Below are 15,965 nucleotides of genomic sequence, written 5' to 3'. Positions count from 1 at the left end.
CCGCAGGGTTTCCACATCGCCTCTCAGATTTGGCCCTATGCCCCAGCCTATCGATGCCTGCCAGATGCATGTCCCGCACACCGAACAGGTGTGCGCGTGGCTGATGCAAAACGCCGGCTTGAAAACCGTCGACCTGGAACGCGCCCGGCGCTTGTCCCAGGAGTCCGGCGACCCCGAGTTGCTGGGCTTGCTCACTCGCCTGGGGCTGGTCTCCGAAGTGCAGCTGGCCCGCGCCTGGGCCGACTTGCTCGACGCCCCGCTGCTCATGGCGGACGCCGCGCCACCGCTGCTGGACCCATTGCCGGCCCTGACCGAGCGCTTCATGCGCCATTACCAAGTGGTGCCGGTGGGCTGGAGCCAGGGCGGTGTGCGGGTGTTGGCAGCGAACCCGGCGGTGGTCTACCCGTTCCAGGCCCTGGCCTATGCCTGCGGCGTACCGGTGTGGCTGGCGGTGGGCCCGCGCAACGAGGTTGAAAGCCTGATCGAGCGCTACTACGGCCAGGGCCGTTCGGCCATGGGCACCCTGATCGAAAATCTGGACGAGCAGGGCGGCGCGCTGGAAGACATCGAACACCTCAAGGACATGGCCTCCGAAGCGCCGGTGATCCGCCTGGTCAACCTGATCCTGCAGCGCGCGGTGGAACATCGCGCCTCGGACATTCATATCGAACCTTTCGAGAACCAGCTCAAGGTGCGCTACCGCATCGACGGCGTGCTGCACGACGCCGAGGCGCCGCCGGCCAGTTCGTCGGCGGCGGTGATCTCGCGGGTCAAGATCATGGCGCGCCTGGACATCGCCGAGCGCCGCCTGCCCCAGGACGGGCGCATCATGTTGCGCATCCAGGGCAAGGAACTGGATTTGCGCGTGTCCACGGTGCCCACCAGTTTTGGCGAGTCAGTGGTCATGCGTTTGCTCGACCGCCAGACCGTGCAGTTCGATTTCCAGAGCCTGGGGTTCGACGGCCAGCGCCTGGAGACTTTCCTGGAAGTGCTTGAACGGCCCCACGGCATCCTGCTCGTCACCGGGCCCACCGGCTCGGGCAAGACCACCACGCTCTATACGGCGCTGTCGCGGCTCAATACCGCCGAGCGCAAGATCATCACCGTCGAAGACCCGGTGGAATACCAGCTCGAAGGCATCAACCAGATCCAGGTGAAACCGGCCATCGGCCTGGACTTTGCCGGGGCGCTGCGTTCCATCGTGCGTCAGGACCCGGACGTGATCATGATCGGTGAGATCCGCGACCTGGAAACCTGCCGCATCGCCATCCAGTCCTCGTTGACCGGCCATCTGGTGCTGTCGACCCTGCACACCAACAGCGCGGCGGCGAGTATCACGCGCCTGCTGGACATGGGCGTGGAGAGCTACCTGATCGCCTCCACCGTCAACGGTATCCTCGCCCAGCGCCTGGTGCGCCGCCTCGACCCGGCCACCCGCGAAGCCTTCGAAGCACCGGCGGAGTTGATCGCCGAACATGGCCTGGATCGGTTTACCGAGCAGCGTCCGATCATGCTTTATCGCCCCCGTGCCGATGCGCCGGGCGGCGGCTATCACGGGCGCAGTGCAATCACCGAATTGCTGGTGATGAACGACGAACTGCGCAGCCTGTTGATGCGCCAGGCCGACGCCGCCACGTTAGAACAGGCCGCGCGCCGGGGTGGCCTGCGCACCCTGCATGAAGAGGGCCTGCGTCAGGCGGTGGCGGGTGTTACCTCCCTTGAAGAAGTGCTGCGCGTCACCCGTGGAGAGGGCGCGTGAGCCTGTTCAAATACCGCGCCCTCGACAGTCAGGGCACTCCACAAAGCGGCACCCTGGAAGCCACGGACCAGGACGCCGCGGTCGCTGCGCTGCACAAGCGCGGTTTGTTGTTATTGCACATCGATCAGGCCGGTGCCCAAGGGCTGCGCAACGCGTTTGGGCGGGGTCAGTTGAACGGCGCGGCGTTGGTCAGCTTCACCCAGCAACTGGCCACGCTGCTGGGGGCCGGGCAACCGTTGGAGCGCTCCCTGGGCATTCTGCTCAAGCAACCCGGTCAGCCCCAGGTCCGTGCGTTGATCGAGCGCATCCGCGAGCGGGTCAAGGCCGGCCAGCCGTTGTCCAAAGCCCTGGAAGAAGAGGGCGGCCAGTTCTCGCCGCTGTACCTGAGCATGGTGCGCGCGGGCGAGGCGGGCGGCGCCCTGGAAAACACTCTGCGCCAGCTCAGTGATTACCTGGAGCGCAGCCAGTTGCTCAGGGGCGAGGTGATCAACGCGTTGATCTATCCGGCCTTTCTGGTGGTCGGCGTACTCGGTTCCCTGGCGTTGTTGCTGGCGTATGTGGTGCCGCAGTTCGTGCCGATCTTCAAGGACCTGGGGGTGCCGATCCCGCTCATCACCGAGGTGATCCTGGGGCTCGGCCAATTCCTCGGTGCCTATGGCCTGGCGGTGCTGGCCGGGTTGATTGTCGGCGCATGGACGTTTGTCGCACGCCTGCGTGATCCCCAGCGCCGTGAGCGCTATGACCGCCGCGTATTGGGCATCCGCATTCTTGGCCCGCTGCTGCAACGGGTCGAAGCCGCGCGCCTGGCGCGCACCCTGGGCACCTTGCTCAGCAATGGTGTGGCGCTGCTGCAAGCGCTGGTGATCGCCCGCCAGGTGTGCACCAACCGCGCGCTGCAGGCGCAAGTCGCCCAGGCCGCCGAGTCGGTCAAGGGCGGCGGCACCCTGGCCAGCGCGTTCGGTACGCAGCCCCTGTTGCCAGACCTGGCCCTGCAAATGATTGAAGTCGGCGAACAGGCCGGTGAACTCGACAGCATGTTGCTCAAGGTCGCCGAGGTGTTCGACGTCGAAGCCAAACGTGGCATCGACCGCCTGCTCGCCGCGCTGGTGCCGTCCCTGACCGTGGTCATGGCCGTGCTGGTGGCGGTGATCATGCTGGCGATCATGCTGCCGCTGATGAGCCTGACCAGCAATATATGAACCCTCAAGGAAGCCAACCGATGCGTCAGACCCGATTCAAACACGCCCGCCGCCAGGGCGGTTTTACCCTGCTGGAAATGCTCGCGGTGATCGTACTGCTGGGCATCGTCGCGACCATCGTGGTGCGCCAGGTCGGCGGCAATGTGGACAAGGGCAAGTACGGCGCCGGCAAGGCGCAACTGGCCAGCCTGAGCATGAAGATCGAAAGTTATGGACTGGACGTCGGTTCGCCGCCCAAGACCCTGCAGCAACTGGTCGACAAGCCCGGAAACAGCGCCGGTTGGGCCGGCCCGTACGCTAAACCGTCGGATCTCAAGGACCCGTTCGGCCATGCCTTCGGCTATCGCTTCCCCGGTGAGCACGGTGCGTTCGATCTGATCTTCTACGGCCAGGACGGTCAGCCCGGCGGCGAAGGCTACAGCGCCGACCTGGGCAACTGGGAATAAGCCACGACCATGGCAGACGCTCAACGCGGCTTTACCTTGCTGGAAATGCTGGCGGTGATCGTCTTGATCAGCGTCGCGGCCGGGTTGGTTGGCTTTGGCCTGCAACAAGGCCTGCGCGCTGCCAAAGAGCGTCAGGCGGTCGGGCAGATCGTGGAGGCGTTGCGTAGCACGCGGGCGCGGGCGATTGTCAGCGGCACCACAGAAAGCACGCTGTTCGATTTGCGCAACCTCAGCGTGCAGGCGCCGGGGCGCCCGAAAAAATACTGGCCGGCCGACCTGCACGTGACGCTGCATACCGCCGAGCAAGCCGGCTCCGCCGTGGCGTTCTACCCCGATGGCAGCTCCACCGGGGGCAACCTGCTGTTGGCCAATGGCAGCCGGCGTTGGCGCATCGATATCGGTTGGTTGACCGGCAGCGTGCAATCCAGGGCCTTGCCATGAAGCGCCAACGCGGTTTCACCTTGCTGGAAATGCTCGCCGCCCTGACGCTCATGGCGATCTGTTGCACGGTGCTGCTGGTCGCCTTCGGCCAGAGCGCGCGCGCGTTATTGCACGTGGCCCATAGCGACCGCCTGACCCATGCCGCCTTGAGTGTGATGGACCAGGAGGGTGCGGGACCGTTGGCCAGCGGTACGCGCCAGGGCGAGTTGGACGGCATCGCCTGGCAACTGCGCATCGCCCGGCAGCCCGGCCGTGTCGGCCAGGCGCATCTGTTTCGTCTGGACCTGACGGTCAGTGAAGGCCCGCGCCAGGCGCAGTTCAGCACCTTGAAGCTGCGAACGTCCGGGGTCGGTTTGTGACGCGGCGTCAGCAGGGCTTTACCCTGCTCGAGGTCCTGATCGTGCTCAGCCTGCTGGGAGTGTTGCTGACCCTGGTGGGCGGCGCGTTGCTCGGCGCCAATCGCGCGGTGCTCAAGGCCCAGCGCTACACGGTCAGCCTGGATGAAATGCGCGCCGCCCAGCAGTTTTTGCGCACCGCCATCAGCGAGGCATTGCCGTTGGATGTCACCGAAGACGACAGCCAGGTCGATGGTTTTTTCGTCGGCGAGCCGCAGCGCATGCAATTTGTCGCGACCCTGCCCGGCGTGCTGGGTGGCGGTATTCAGCGCTTCACCTTGCAGTTGACCGGCGCCGAGGCACCGCGCGATTTGCAGGTGGCGTTCGCCCAGTTCGAGTCCAGGGCGCAGGTCAGCGTGCCAGCCTCGCGCAGCGAACCGCAGGTGTTGCTCAAAGGGGTTGAAGACCTGCAGTTCAGCTATCGCGGCGTGTCGCCAAAGGGTCAGGCCACCGGCTGGATCAACGCGTGGCCGTGGACCAGACGCCTGCCGTCCGCTGTGCGCATTGCCGCGCGCGTCGACGGGCCCGTGCAGTGGGTGACCCAGGTCGTTGCGTTGCGCCTGAACCTGTCCGGCGGGGCGCCCGAATGATCAAGCATCAACGCGGTGTCGCGCTGTTGCTGGTGCTCTGGGTGCTGGCCCTGCTCAGCCTGTTGCTCGGTGGGCTGGCCGGTTGGGTGCAGTTGGAAACGCGCCAGGCGGCCTGGCATCGCCAGCACACCCAGGCGGTGCTGGCGGCCGAGGCGGGCGTGGCGCTGGCGATGCAAGCCGTGGCCGATCCGTTGCAGCGCAAACAGTGGGTGGCCGACGGGCGTGAAATCGCGTTGGTATTTGACGACGCGCAGTTGCACGTAAGCCTGCGCAGCGAACGCGGCAAGTTGTACCTGCACAGCGCCGACGTGGCCGACTTTGCCCGCCTGGCGTTGGCGTGCGGCGCCACACAGGTCCAGGCCAGGCAAGTGGCCAGAGCTCTGGAAGTGCGCCGAAACCAGGGTCTGGCGCCGTTTCGGGTGGTGGAAGAAGTGCGACAACTGCCGGGCATGAGCCAGGCGCTGTACAGCGCGCTGGTGCCGGAAGTCAGCCTGTGGAGCGGCCTGGACCGGCCCGACCCGGCCTTCGCCAGCCCGTTGATGCGCCACGCCCTCAACCTGCCGCATCCGAGCGCGGTGGGCGCCGACCCCGGCGACGTGCTCGTGGTGAACAGCCGCGCGCAACGCCCCGGCGGCTATCACGCCGAGTTGCAAGCCACGGTTTTATTGAGCCCCGCGCAAGGTAGCGCACAACCTTATCGAGTACTGCGTTGGCAAGAATGAATGAACACCTGACGTCGCGGCTTGAGCCGCTCGCCCGGCGCTGGCACGGCAGCCTGCTGCAACAGGGCTGGCGCTTGTGGGTCAAGGAGCTGCGCGACTGCCTGCCCCGCTGGTTGTCATTGCATGACATCCCCGAGCACCTGTACCCGTGGCCGCTCACTGCGCCCGTGAACGCACCTTCCGGTGAGGCGCGCCAGGTGCTGCTGCTGGCGCCGGATGCGGTGTTGGTGCAAACCCTGCAATTGCCCTTGGCCGCCGCGCGCAACCTGTCGACCGTGGTCGGCTATGAACTGGACCGCTTCACCCCGTTCGAGGCCGCGCAGCTGTACTTTGTCGCGCGCCAGGAGCGGCGCGGCGCCAAGCATGTGCACGTGACCCTGGTGGCGATGCTGCGCGAGCGTCTGGACCAGATCCTCAGCGACTGCACCGCCCTCGGCTTGCAGCCCCATGCGGTGGATGTGGCGGATGCAACCGGCACGCCCATGGGCATCGACTTGCTGCCCACACCGCTGCGCCCGCGCCAGCGCCCGACGGGCAAAGGCCTGCAACGCAGCCTGCCGTGGCTGTGCGGGGCGCTGCTGGTTGGCGCCATGGTGCTGTGGCTCGACGACCGCCAGCGCGTGCTCGAGGCCATGCAACAGAGCGTACGCGCGCAAAAGGCCCAGGTTGCCCAGGTCCAGGCGCTGCGCCAGCAATTGCTCAACACCCGGGGCGCGGCCCAGTATCTGATCCGCCGCAAGACCGCCCAGCCGCCGTTGGCTGCGCTGCTCAACGAGTTGACCGCCTGCCTGCCGCCCGACACCTGGATCGACGAATTGGACGTCAACGACGGCGCCGAGGTGTCCTTTTCAGGGCAAAGCGCCAAGGCCAGTGCCCTGATCGCCCGCATCAAGAACTGCCGCAGCCTGCAGAATGCCAGGTTCGAAGGGGTGATCCAACCCGATGCGCAAACCGGCAAGGACCAGTTTTCCTTGCGCGCCCATCTGCACCAGGAGGCCGCCGATGCGCCGACCACTGACACCCCGTGAACGCCGTGGCGCGGCCTTGATCGGCCTGGCCCTGGTACTGGGCGGCGCTTACTGGTTGTTGATCGATAGCTGGTTTGCCGGCCCCTTGCGTGCCATGGGCGAGCAGGCCGTACAGCTGCGCGAACAACAGCAGCGCTATGCCGGCGTGCTGCGCCAGGAGCAGGGCCTGCGCGAGCAGTTGGAACAGGCGCGACAGGACCCGGCCAGCAGCACCAGCCTGTTGCCCGGTGACGATCCCAGCGCGGTCGCGGCCGACCTGATGCAGCGCATTGCCGACCTGATCAACAGCCGCGCCGGCCTCGGCGGCGGCTGCAGCCTCACCCAGCGCATGCCGATCACCCCGGAGCAGGACGATGCCGAGCCGTATCGCCAGGTCAAGGTCAGCCTGACCCTCAACTGCGCCATCGAACCGCTGACCGCGATCCTGCATGAACTGGAGTATCAGCGCCCGTTTCTGTTCGTGGATGACATGAGCATCCGCCGTCGACCGGATGCGCCCGCCACCGGCGGCGCCGGCAAACTGGTGGTGCACCTGCTGGTGCGCGGTTACCTGCAACCGGCCGGTGCCGGGCAGGAGGCCCGATGATCAATGCACTGCGCCCCATCGAATGGGGCTTGCTCGGTTTGTCCGCCGCCCTGGGCGTGCTGATGCTGGGTATTTTGAGCAGCATCGGCGATGCCCCGCAGTGGCTGCCGGAACCCGCACCCAGCGCCAGCGCGAGTGCTTCGGCCAAGGTGCTGGCCGCGCCGCAAGTCAGCCTCGACAGTCTGGCCGGCACCTGGCAGGCGCCGCTGTTCAGCACCGACCGCAGTCCGGACCGTGCGATCGGCCAGGCGGCGGTTTCCAGCCTATCGAGCCTGACCCTGACCGGCATCGTGCTGGACGGCGACCTGCGCGTGGCGCTGCTCAAACGGGCCGACGGCCCGCCGCTCAAAGTTCATCAAAACCAGACCCTGCCCAATGGCTGGCGCCTGGAGCACCTGACACCGCGCGACGCCCGCTTTGTGCAGGACGGCCGCAGCCAAACCCTGAGCCTGCGGGCCTTGCGTTTGCCGCCGCCGTCCAGCACCGCCCCGATTACCCTTCCTCACGAGCCAACCCCTTGATCGATACATTCCCTGGCGCCTTGCGCACCACCGTGCTTTGCCTGGCGACCGCTGTTTCCCTCGGCGGTTGCGGCACATTCCCCGACCATCTCGACCCGGACGACGCGCTGTTGCATGAGGCGATGCAAGGCACCGGCGCGCAGCGCCCCCCCGTCGACCCGGCCAGCGAGCGCGCGCCGCTCGACAGCGGCCAGCCCGCCACCAGAGCCCCAGCCCAGCGCCAACTGATCCGCGGCAACCAGCAGTTCGTGCGTCCACCGGCTGTGGCGGCGGTAAAGGAGGAGGGTGGCGGTGACATCGTGTTCAACTTTGCCGACCAGCCGATCGAGGCGGTGATCAACAGTGTGATGGGCGACTTGCTGCACGAGAACTACAGCATCGCCCAGGGCGTGAAGGGCAATGTAAGTTTTTCCACCTCCAAACCGGTGAACAAGCAGCAGGCGTTGTCGATTCTCGAAACCCTGCTGTCCTGGACCGACAACGCCATGATCAAACAGGGCAACCGCTATGTGATCCTGCCGGCCAACCAGGCGGTGGCGGGCAAGCTGGTGCCGCAAATGCGCGTGTCGCAGCCGTCCAGCGGCTTGTCGGCGCGGCTGTTTCCGCTGCGCTATATCTCCGCCACCGAGATGCAGAAACTGCTCAAGCCGTTCGCCCGCGAGAACGCTTTTTTGCTGGTGGACCCGGCGCGCAATGTACTGAGCCTGGCCGGTACGCCGGAAGAATTGGCCAACTACCAGGACACCATCGACACCTTTGATGTGGACTGGCTCAAAGGCATGTCGGTCGGTGTGTTCGGTCTGCAACGGGCCTCGGTGGCCGAGCTGATGCCCGAACTGCAAAAGATGTTCGGCCCCGACAGCGGCATGCCGTTGGCGGGCATGGTGCGGTTCCTGCCCATCGAGCGCACCAACTCGGTGGTGGCGATCTCGTCCCAGCCGCAGTACCTGAGTGAGGTCGGTGACTGGATCCACACCATCGACGAAGGCGGCGGCAACGAACCGCAGATGTACGTCTACGACGTGCGCAACATGAAGGCCACCGACCTGGCCAAATACCTGCGACAGATCTACGGCAGCGGGGCGATCAAGGACGATGCGCCGGCCAAAGTCGCCCCCGGTCTGCGCACGGCGACCTTGTCGTCACCGGGCACCAACAGCACTGCCGGCAGCACGCCGGGCGGACTGAATGACACCTCGCCTGTCGTCGACGATCAAGCCCAAGCGTCCGAAGCCGAGGACAGTGCCGAGCCGGACACCACCGAAGGCGCCCCGGCCAAAAGCCTCGACGCCGGCACCCGCATCACCGCGCAAAAAAGCAGCAACCAACTGCTGGTGCGTACACGACCGGTGCAGTGGAAGGAGATCGAATCGGCGATCAAGCGCCTCGACAATCCGCCGCTGCAAGTGCAGATCGAAACGCGCATCCTCGAGGTCAAACTCACCGGTGAATTGGACCTTGGCGTGCAGTGGTACCTGGGGCGGCTGGCCGGTAATTCCACCAGCACCACTGTGGCCAACGCCTCCGGCAGCCAAGGCGCGCTGGGCGGTGGTGGGGCCGGGTTGGGCGCGGCGGATTCGTTGTTCTACTCCTTCGTCAGTTCCAACTTGCAAGTGGCACTGCACGCGCTGGAAACCAACGGCCGCACCCAAGTGCTGTCGGCGCCGTCGCTGGTGGTGATGAACAACCAGCCGGCGCAGATTCAGGTGGGCGACAACATCCCGATCAGCCAGACCACGGTCAACACGGGCACCTCCGACACCACGTTGAGCAGCGTTGAATACGTGCAGACCGGGGTGATCCTGGATGTGGTGCCGCGCATCAATCCGGGCGGGTTGGTGTACATGGATATTCAGCAGCAGGTCAGCGATGCGCAGGATCAGGCGAGCAACAACGGCGATACGCCGGCTAATCCGAGGATCTCGACGCGCTCGGTGTCCACCCAGGTGGCAGTGCAGAGCGGCCAGACGGTGTTGTTGGGCGGCTTGATCAAGCAGGACAACGCGGAGTCTGTGAGTGCGGTGCCGTATCTGGGCAAAATTCCGGGGTTGCGCTGGTTGTTTGGCACTACCAGCAAGTCCAAGGACCGCACGGAGCTGATTGTGTTGATTACGCCGAGGGTCATTACCAGCAGCAGCCAGGCGAGGCAGGTGACGGATGATTATCGCCAGCAGATGCAGTTGTTGAAGCCTGGGGGCTGAGGTTGAGGCCACGGCAGCATCGCCGCGATCACTTCAATTGAGATGCCCGATGGCGCGAGTGGGTTGCATCGCAGGGGGGGCGATTGTTGGCAGACAACGCACTGGATAAAACCTATCCGGCCGCATGAAAGTTTGAGACGGCACGGCGGGGTATTTTTCTGAGAAAAATCCTACATTTACAGAGGATTTTTCATCGTTCTAATTCGTGTTTTTCCTCCTAGGATGGCGGCGTCGCTTGAACCCAGGCGAGACCTCAAGGGCCACTCCAACCCCCTGCTTAGGAGTCAAAACATGAAGATGACCAGTGTGAGTAAACACCTGCGCCGCTCGGCTTTTGCCGTGCTTGTCGCCGGCGCATTGGCAGGCTGCGCCGCAACGCCGCCTGCGGAAAAAATCTCCCTGGCCCGTGATTCGGTGGACCGTGCGCTGTCGGCACAAGCCACGCAATTCGCACCGCTGGAAATGAAAACGGCTCAGGACAAATTGGCGCGCATGGAGCAAGCCATCGGCGAGAAGAACTACGTCCAGGTCAACGCCTTGGCCGAGCAGATCGAAGTCGACGCCAACCTGGCCGAAGTCAAGGCCAAGGCGGCGCGTAAACAACAGGTCTTGAAGCAGGCGCGCGAGGGCATCCAGGTGCTCAAGCAAGAAATGCTCAACGCCCCCGCGACCACCCACTAAGGACCTTGCCATGCGTGCCATTTTTTTCATTCCTGCCCTGTCGGCCCTGGGCCTGGCGCTGGCCGGCTGTGCCACCCCGCCGGAAAACGCGCAACTGCTGCAAGCGCGCAGCCAGTTCTCCGAGCTGCAACAAAAGCCTGAGTCCAACACCCTGGCGGCGGTTGAAACCCGCATGGCCTCCAACGCTCTGGACCGTGCCAACCAACTGTCGCTGAACAGCCGCACCGATCCGCAGGTCAACCAGTTGGCCTACCTGGCATCGCAGAAAATCGCGCTGGCCGAGCAGATCATCATCGGTCGGCAAACCGATGCCCAGCTCGATAACGTCGCAGTCGACCGCACCCAGGTGCAGCTTGACGTGCGCACCGCGCAGCTCAAAGCGTTGCAGGCGATGAAGGCCAAACCGTCCGAGCGCGGCCAGGTCATCACCTTTGGTGACGTGCTGTTCGATACCGGCAAAGCTGATTTGAAGCCGGGCAGTCAGCGCGACTTTCAGGAACTGGCGCAATTTCTGTTGAAAAACCCCGAGCGTCAGGTTCGCGTGGAAGGGTTCACCGACAGCACCGGCAGTGATGCCTTCAATCAGAGCCTGTCGGAGCGCCGTGCCTACGCGGTGGCACGAGGACTGGAGCGTTTCGGCGTGGGGGCTGAGCGTGTCACCGTGCGCGGCTACGGCAAACAATTCCCGGTAGCCGACAACCGCAGTTCGCACTCGCGGCAGTTGAATCGCCGTGTGGAAGTGATCGTGTCCAACGACAGTTCGGCGGTCAGCGCGCGTCGTTAAGCGACCGGCGTCAGCGTGGTTGGCAATGATCTGTGATCAGTGATGGTCATTGCGTCTGATCATTGACAGGGCTCTGTAACGCCTTTCACACGCCGCGTGCGCATCAAGGTTGTGCTCCATAGGCGCGCGACCTTGATGCCCGACTCACCCCGCCGGTTTTAACGTCGTTTCAGAATCGCGGTGATGGCTTGGCGTTTCAGGCGCAGCTCGTGGGATTTTTGTCGCAATTCGCGGCAGCGGTGGCTGTTGAGGATCAGCAGACCGACAAGGGGGCTGAGGAGGGCCAGTGCGTAGAGACAAGTGTTGGGATGCCAAAGGATGGCGGGCAGGGATACCAGCAGGCACAGCAGATAAATCGCCACGTTTATCCAGACCCAGTGGATACGACCGTAAAGCGCTTCGTATTTGGCGAGGGTGAATACTGCGCCCAGGCACACACCGCCAAAGAAGCCCGTTTTGGCGACGATATCGATGGGGTGCGAGGACAGATAAGTCAGCATCACCAGAATAGTCGTCGACGAGATCGAGAAACATCCGACCAGCGCATCACCTCCAATCACCAGCATGAACCGCTTAAGCAATTGGCGAGGGTCTTCAATAAACAACGCTGATTGGTAGGGGCCTTTTATCTTCTGCTGCCGGTTCACTGATCGACTTCCTCGTAGATGCCCAGCGCCAGTGTCCTGACGTTTCCGGAGGCTGCACTGCCGGTGAAACCCAGCAAGGCCGCAGCGATATCCATTTTGTGGGCGGCTGTCGCGCGTTGCATGTGTAGCGCTGATACGTTTGGCGACATTTCCGGAGGCTTTTTCCAGCTTGAGCAATTTGGGCGTCAGTCGCGGATCTCGGATTTTAAGCAGCTCATCGTTCAATCTTGCCCGTTCTTGCCGTGTAAGGCCTCTGAGCACTTGACCGGCTGTTTTTCCGGTCGCTTTTGTGGCCGTCGTGACAGCTCTCACGGTGACTGATGTCGAGGTGGCAACCCCCAGCAAAGCAATACCATCCAACACGGCTATTGTGTTTTGGTACCACTGTTCGTTATCCAAGTAGTCATTAACCTCGGGAAATGCGAGCTCTGATGCGGTTCGTAGAGCGCCACCGATGCATTGAACGGTACTCGCAACGGCGGCTGCTTTGCCGATAAACGAAATTATCGAGCTGGTCCCAGCTGTAAAAGGCATCAACGCGACCCCACTCGCAATGACCATCCAACTCAACACTACCCCTGTGCACGCAACTGCCGAATTCAACGCCTCCCCCATCAACCTCGACTCCCTAGGTTCATGCTCCAGCATCCGCTTGAACTCGACGGGCCCCACGTACCTGGGGGCCTCGCGCAGTACGACCTTGATCGGTCGCACACTGCATATCGCCTGAAACTCACGCAGTACCACCACGTTGAAATCCCCGTCGATATACACCACCCCCGCGCCGATCAACGCCGGGTCGGCGTCTATGGCCAAGAACAACCGCTGCAGGTCGATGCTGCTTTCGATGCGTTGGCGTGTGGTGCGATGGGCTGAGGGGAATCCATCCTTGAACAGTGCGACTTTCATTCCTTAACTCCTGGGTCGGTGGGAGTCGAGAAGGTATCGACGTCGTGATGCAAATTAATGTAGGACGTTTCGTCTTATCAATACGGACGCTTCCCGATCTCGCATTAGCGTCTTGTGAGCACACGCCGGGCTCCGCAACAGTGCGCCCACGTCAATCCCGACGTACAACAGGACAAGGACTCAACATGGCCGTCGATATGTTTTTGAAACTGGGTGACATCAAGGGTGAATCACGGGACCAGGCCCATCGTGACGAGATCGACATCAGCAACTGGGGCTGGGGATTGTCGCAAACTGGCTCGATGCATGGCGGTACAGGTGGCGGTTCGGGCAAGGCTGACTTTGCCAACCTGAACCTGACCAAACCCCTGGATAAATCCAGCCCCAACCTGATGATGGCCTGCGCCACCGGCAAGCATTATCCCGAAGCCAGGCTGGTGGTACGCAAGGCCGGCGGGGCCAGCACGGTGGAGTATTTGGTGATCACCTTGAAGGAAGTCATGGTGGTGTCCTACAGCACCCGCGCTGAAACAGCCGACGACCTGTTGTACGACAGCATCGCCCTGAACTTCGCCAGCGTCGACGTCAGTTATCAGCCGCAGAAGGCCGACGGAGCCAAGGACGGTGGGGCGGTGAAGTTTGGCTGGAATATCCGGCAGAACGTCAAAAACTGAGTGTCATTTGAGCGTATACACCGTGCTGCTTCACGCACACGGGCGCGCGCTTGAGTGAGCCTGGCCGAGCGGCACGAGCCACTCGGCCGAGGTTCACAGGGCTGTCAAATCGTGGGTATGTGGCGCGATATTTTTACCGCTACCAGCGATATCGACAGGTTAGCCTGCCGCCTTTTCGTCCTGTTTTTCATAACCTGCCCCCGCTATGGAAAACGTCAGTTCATCGCCTTTTTTCGCGTGTTTGACGATCTCTTCGTTGCCGCCGCGTGAATTCTTGAACCTGCCCGGCGTATGAGCCGGTGCGGTAACGAGGCTGGTGCGTTGCTTGGTCGAGCGCGCGGCGGTAGCTGACATGCGCGGTGTCGCTGTCGTCCAAGCGTTGAAGCTCAGCCGCGCCACACCGGTTGGGTGTCGTCGCTTAACGCCCAGTGGGGCTGGCGCGGGTTCAGGCAGACCCCGCCGACCCATCGCACCTGGTCGGCGTGGTCCAGCCAATAAGCGTTGGCGTCCAGCACCTGATGCCCCAAGGGCGTGAGCGTCAACTCGCGGCGAGGCCAGTCCTGGTCCTGCCGGGTTTCCTGCAACAACGGCTGTCGTGCATCGATCAACGGGCGCATCAGCGCATGAAACATCATGTCCCCCAGAAAGGGCAGCGGATCGCGCTTGGCCATCAACTCGGCGAAGACCTGGCCAAAGGCGACGGGCCCGGTTTCGGCAATGCACCTCAGGGCCAGGCGTTCGGTGAGCGACAGGCCATCGTGAATGCCCGGCAACTCCTGCAACTGTCGCAACAGCGCCGGCGCCAGCAAGGGCAGGGCGGGGTGCGGGGCGTGGGCCAGTTGCGCCAAGGCGCCCGGTGTACTGTCGCAATACGCCGCCCAGGCCTGTTTGGCCAAGTGCACCGCCTCGTCATTGATCAAGCGCCGTTGCGGCCATAACCACGCCAATACGTCCGGCGCCAGTTGGCCAATGCCGATAAAACGTTCGACGCCGGGGATGCGGTCCACCTCGATCAATTCCAGCTTTGGCGGCGCCTGCTCAAGACCGGCCAAGGCGCGGATCAGGAACAGTTGGTCATAGGCGTCGGCCTCGCACCACAACACGCTGTGTTCGGCGTTGGCCAGGGTCTCAAGGTGGCTGTATTCATCGTCGACGCGGCGCGCGACATCGCTTGGGTCCAGGCCGAACGTCTGGCTGATGAACGCGCTGCGCATCGCGCGAAAGGCCTGGCCTGGCAGGTCACGCACCGGGCCCATGCACAGCGGGTCGCTGAGCATGCGGAACTGGCCCTTGAACCCGGCCACTTGCAGGCGATGGGCGATGTCATTGCCGCAGCGCCAGTGAGTGGTGCGCGCCTCGTCGCAGGCCTCGAAATCGGGGTGGCGTGCCGCGAAGTCGAGGGCGTCGACATGGGCCTTGAGTTTGGGCCAACTGCTGAAACCCAAGTGCCTGGCAACCTGCCACTGGGCCTGCGCCAGCGTGGCATTGGGTTCTTGGGCTTTGAGGCGCCGCAACAGTTCCTTGGCGCGCTTGCGCTGCTGCTCAAGGTTGAGACGGCCGTCGGTGGTGGAGGATAAAGGGCGTGGCGACATACGAGCTCCTTGCACAAACCTTTTCCGCTTTCAGGTTGGGAGTCGTAGAAATGTGATGTTCAGTCAAAAGTCCTGGGCGCAGCCCTTTCCGCGGAAGGTGGCGTAGAAGGCGCCAGGCACGAAATATAGGCAGCGGGGTAGTTGATTGCAAGCCGTAAAACCGAGTCATTCATTGACGCCGGACGTGGTCCTGATCGGAACCCGTGCCGATCATGTGTCCATCACCGGGTCATCCGGCTCGGGCAAAAGTGTGTTTCTGCTTGCGCTGGGGAGGGCTGTCGGAATTAGTAATAAACATGCTCATGCACTGAAACCTTAAGCAGTTCGTTCTCTCCACCTCTGCGCTTAAATCCGATTGCTGATAATTAGCGGCTGCGAGAGACGAACGGTGGGATTTAAACAATATGAGGGGTGTGTGTCGTAGGAAAGTTCTCAACTGTGTTTCTCTGTGTGGATTAATTTTTGTGGGTTTTTTCTTACGGAAAAATCGAGTATTCGTATTGCGATTTGGTACCACCTATCCGTTCGGTTAGTTATTTTTTGTAAGGGGGATGTGTTAGCGTCAAGGTATTGTACATGCGGCGGAGGACCTTCAGAGTGAAGCTTTCAGATATTGGCAGTACGCCACTTTTGGAGTTGAAAACACTCTCGGTGAATGAGAATTGTAGTGGTCAACTAATCCCGGACACGACGTTAAGTTTTTTTTCGGCCTGAGCCGGTGGCAGCCCACCATTAAATTGGTGCGGTCGAATCCAGTTGTATCGGTGCATCAAAAAATGGCTGATATCCC

The 15,965-nt window shown here is 63.0% G+C and carries 17 protein-coding genes and 1 pseudogene; 14 read left to right on the top strand and 4 right to left on the bottom strand.

Going from position 1 to position 15,965, the window contains the following annotated elements:
• Positions 1–37 precede the first annotated feature (37 nt).
• The 13 genes from gspE to KZX66_RS18980 all read left to right on the top strand — a co-directional run bounded on the left by gspE (position 38) and on the right by KZX66_RS18980 (position 11,353).
• Entirely contained in the window at positions 38–1,759 is a 1,722-nt protein-coding gene (gspE, locus tag KZX66_RS19040; RefSeq protein ID WP_248082173.1) for a type II secretion system ATPase GspE, read from the top strand.
• Positions 1,756–2,958, top strand: a complete 1,203-nt coding sequence (gene gspF, locus KZX66_RS19035; protein ID WP_248082171.1) for a type II secretion system inner membrane protein GspF — start codon at positions 1,756–1,758, stop codon at positions 2,956–2,958. The genes gspE and gspF overlap by 4 nt, the downstream gene beginning before the upstream one ends.
• 20 nt (positions 2,959–2,978) lie before the next feature.
• On the top strand, positions 2,979–3,404 hold the full coding sequence (gene gspG, locus KZX66_RS19030; protein ID WP_248082168.1) for a type II secretion system major pseudopilin GspG: 426 nt from the start codon (positions 2,979–2,981) through the stop codon (positions 3,402–3,404).
• A gap of 9 nt (positions 3,405–3,413) precedes the next feature.
• Positions 3,414–3,845: a type II secretion system protein gene (locus tag KZX66_RS19025; RefSeq protein ID WP_248082167.1), complete on the top strand. Its 432-nt coding sequence runs from the start codon at positions 3,414–3,416 to the stop codon at positions 3,843–3,845.
• On the top strand, positions 3,842–4,204 hold the full coding sequence (locus KZX66_RS19020; RefSeq protein ID WP_248082165.1) for a prepilin-type N-terminal cleavage/methylation domain-containing protein: 363 nt from the start codon (positions 3,842–3,844) through the stop codon (positions 4,202–4,204). The genes KZX66_RS19025 and KZX66_RS19020 overlap by 4 nt, the downstream gene beginning before the upstream one ends.
• On the top strand, positions 4,201–4,830 hold the full coding sequence (locus tag KZX66_RS19015) for a prepilin-type N-terminal cleavage/methylation domain-containing protein (protein WP_248082157.1): 630 nt from the start codon (positions 4,201–4,203) through the stop codon (positions 4,828–4,830). The genes KZX66_RS19020 and KZX66_RS19015 overlap by 4 nt, the downstream gene beginning before the upstream one ends.
• Positions 4,827–5,552, top strand: a complete 726-nt coding sequence (locus KZX66_RS19010; RefSeq protein WP_248082149.1) for a general secretion pathway protein GspK — start codon at positions 4,827–4,829, stop codon at positions 5,550–5,552. The genes KZX66_RS19015 and KZX66_RS19010 overlap by 4 nt, the downstream gene beginning before the upstream one ends.
• The gene (locus tag KZX66_RS19005; protein ID WP_248082148.1) at positions 5,549–6,580 is read left to right on the top strand and encodes a PilN domain-containing protein; all 1,032 of its coding nucleotides are present in this window, start codon (positions 5,549–5,551) and stop codon (positions 6,578–6,580) included. Before KZX66_RS19010 ends, KZX66_RS19005 begins: the two co-directional genes overlap by 4 nt.
• Positions 6,555–7,166 carry a type II secretion system protein GspM gene (gene gspM, locus KZX66_RS19000; RefSeq protein WP_248082146.1) on the top strand — a complete coding sequence of 204 codons (612 nt, stop codon included), beginning with the start codon at positions 6,555–6,557 and terminating at the stop codon, positions 7,164–7,166. The genes KZX66_RS19005 and gspM overlap by 26 nt, the downstream gene beginning before the upstream one ends.
• Positions 7,163–7,687, top strand: a complete 525-nt coding sequence (locus tag KZX66_RS18995) for a general secretion pathway protein GspN (RefSeq protein WP_248082144.1) — start codon at positions 7,163–7,165, stop codon at positions 7,685–7,687. The genes gspM and KZX66_RS18995 overlap by 4 nt, the downstream gene beginning before the upstream one ends.
• On the top strand, positions 7,684–9,888 hold the full coding sequence (gene gspD / locus KZX66_RS18990) for a type II secretion system secretin GspD (protein ID WP_248082142.1): 2,205 nt from the start codon (positions 7,684–7,686) through the stop codon (positions 9,886–9,888). The genes KZX66_RS18995 and gspD overlap by 4 nt, the downstream gene beginning before the upstream one ends.
• Positions 9,889–10,179: 291 nt before the next feature.
• On the top strand, positions 10,180–10,569 hold the full coding sequence (locus KZX66_RS18985; protein WP_248082131.1) for a DUF4398 domain-containing protein: 390 nt from the start codon (positions 10,180–10,182) through the stop codon (positions 10,567–10,569).
• Between the two features lie 10 nt (positions 10,570–10,579).
• The gene (locus KZX66_RS18980; RefSeq protein WP_248082129.1) at positions 10,580–11,353 is read left to right on the top strand and encodes an OmpA family protein; all 774 of its coding nucleotides are present in this window, start codon (positions 10,580–10,582) and stop codon (positions 11,351–11,353) included.
• Between the two features lie 158 nt (positions 11,354–11,511).
• Here the strand turns inward: KZX66_RS18980 and KZX66_RS18975 are convergent, their stop codons facing one another.
• Together KZX66_RS18975 and KZX66_RS18970 are read right to left on the bottom strand one after the other, a co-directional pair.
• Complete coding sequence (locus KZX66_RS18975; RefSeq protein WP_248082127.1) at positions 11,512–12,000, bottom strand: hypothetical protein; 489 nt, start codon at positions 11,998–12,000, stop codon at positions 11,512–11,514.
• Positions 11,997–12,909, bottom strand: a pseudogene (locus KZX66_RS18970) (NAD synthetase). Before KZX66_RS18970 ends, KZX66_RS18975 begins: the two are co-directional and overlap by 4 nt.
• A 185-nt stretch (positions 12,910–13,094) precedes the next feature.
• Between KZX66_RS18970 and KZX66_RS18965 the strand changes: the two are divergent.
• Positions 13,095–13,583 carry a type VI secretion system tube protein Hcp gene (locus tag KZX66_RS18965; protein ID WP_248082125.1) on the top strand — a complete coding sequence of 163 codons (489 nt, stop codon included), beginning with the start codon at positions 13,095–13,097 and terminating at the stop codon, positions 13,581–13,583.
• 159 nt (positions 13,584–13,742) lie between these two features.
• On the opposite strand, the gene KZX66_RS18960 is transcribed toward KZX66_RS18965, so the two are convergent.
• Positions 13,743–13,937 (bottom strand): hypothetical protein, encoded by a 195-nt coding sequence (locus KZX66_RS18960; protein WP_248082123.1) that lies wholly within the window; start codon positions 13,935–13,937, stop codon positions 13,743–13,745.
• Between the two features lie 32 nt (positions 13,938–13,969).
• Positions 13,970–15,175 carry a DUF1835 domain-containing protein gene (locus KZX66_RS18955; RefSeq protein ID WP_248082121.1) on the bottom strand — a complete coding sequence of 402 codons (1,206 nt, stop codon included), beginning with the start codon at positions 15,173–15,175 and terminating at the stop codon, positions 13,970–13,972.
• Between the last annotated feature and the right edge of the window lie 790 nt (positions 15,176–15,965).

Source organism: Pseudomonas sp. EYE_354 (assembly GCF_023148575.1).
In the GTDB taxonomy this organism is placed as follows: domain Bacteria; phylum Pseudomonadota; class Gammaproteobacteria; order Pseudomonadales; family Pseudomonadaceae; genus Aquipseudomonas.
The sequence above is the reverse complement of the archived record's forward strand: the minus strand, read 5'-3'. Positions and strand labels throughout refer to the sequence as shown.

Coding starts and splice junctions, on each gene's coding strand:
- gspE (WP_248082173.1), top strand. CDS start 38: ATGCCCCAGCCTATCGATGCCTGCCAGATGCATGTCCCGCACACCGAA.
- gspG (WP_248082168.1), top strand. CDS start 2,979: ATGCGTCAGACCCGATTCAAACACGCCCGCCGCCAGGGCGGTTTTACC.
- KZX66_RS19025 (WP_248082167.1), top strand. CDS start 3,414: ATGGCAGACGCTCAACGCGGCTTTACCTTGCTGGAAATGCTGGCGGTG.
- KZX66_RS19020 (WP_248082165.1), top strand. CDS start 3,842: ATGAAGCGCCAACGCGGTTTCACCTTGCTGGAAATGCTCGCCGCCCTG.
- KZX66_RS19010 (WP_248082149.1), top strand. CDS start 4,827: ATGATCAAGCATCAACGCGGTGTCGCGCTGTTGCTGGTGCTCTGGGTG.
- KZX66_RS19005 (WP_248082148.1), top strand. CDS start 5,549: ATGAATGAACACCTGACGTCGCGGCTTGAGCCGCTCGCCCGGCGCTGG.
- gspM (WP_248082146.1), top strand. CDS start 6,555: ATGCGCCGACCACTGACACCCCGTGAACGCCGTGGCGCGGCCTTGATC.
- KZX66_RS18995 (WP_248082144.1), top strand. CDS start 7,163: ATGATCAATGCACTGCGCCCCATCGAATGGGGCTTGCTCGGTTTGTCC.
- KZX66_RS18985 (WP_248082131.1), top strand. CDS start 10,180: ATGAAGATGACCAGTGTGAGTAAACACCTGCGCCGCTCGGCTTTTGCC.
- KZX66_RS18980 (WP_248082129.1), top strand. CDS start 10,580: ATGCGTGCCATTTTTTTCATTCCTGCCCTGTCGGCCCTGGGCCTGGCG.
- KZX66_RS18965 (WP_248082125.1), top strand. CDS start 13,095: ATGGCCGTCGATATGTTTTTGAAACTGGGTGACATCAAGGGTGAATCA.
- KZX66_RS18960 (WP_248082123.1), bottom strand. CDS start 13,937: ATGTCAGCTACCGCCGCGCGCTCGACCAAGCAACGCACCAGCCTCGTT.
- KZX66_RS18955 (WP_248082121.1), bottom strand. CDS start 15,175: ATGTCGCCACGCCCTTTATCCTCCACCACCGACGGCCGTCTCAACCTT.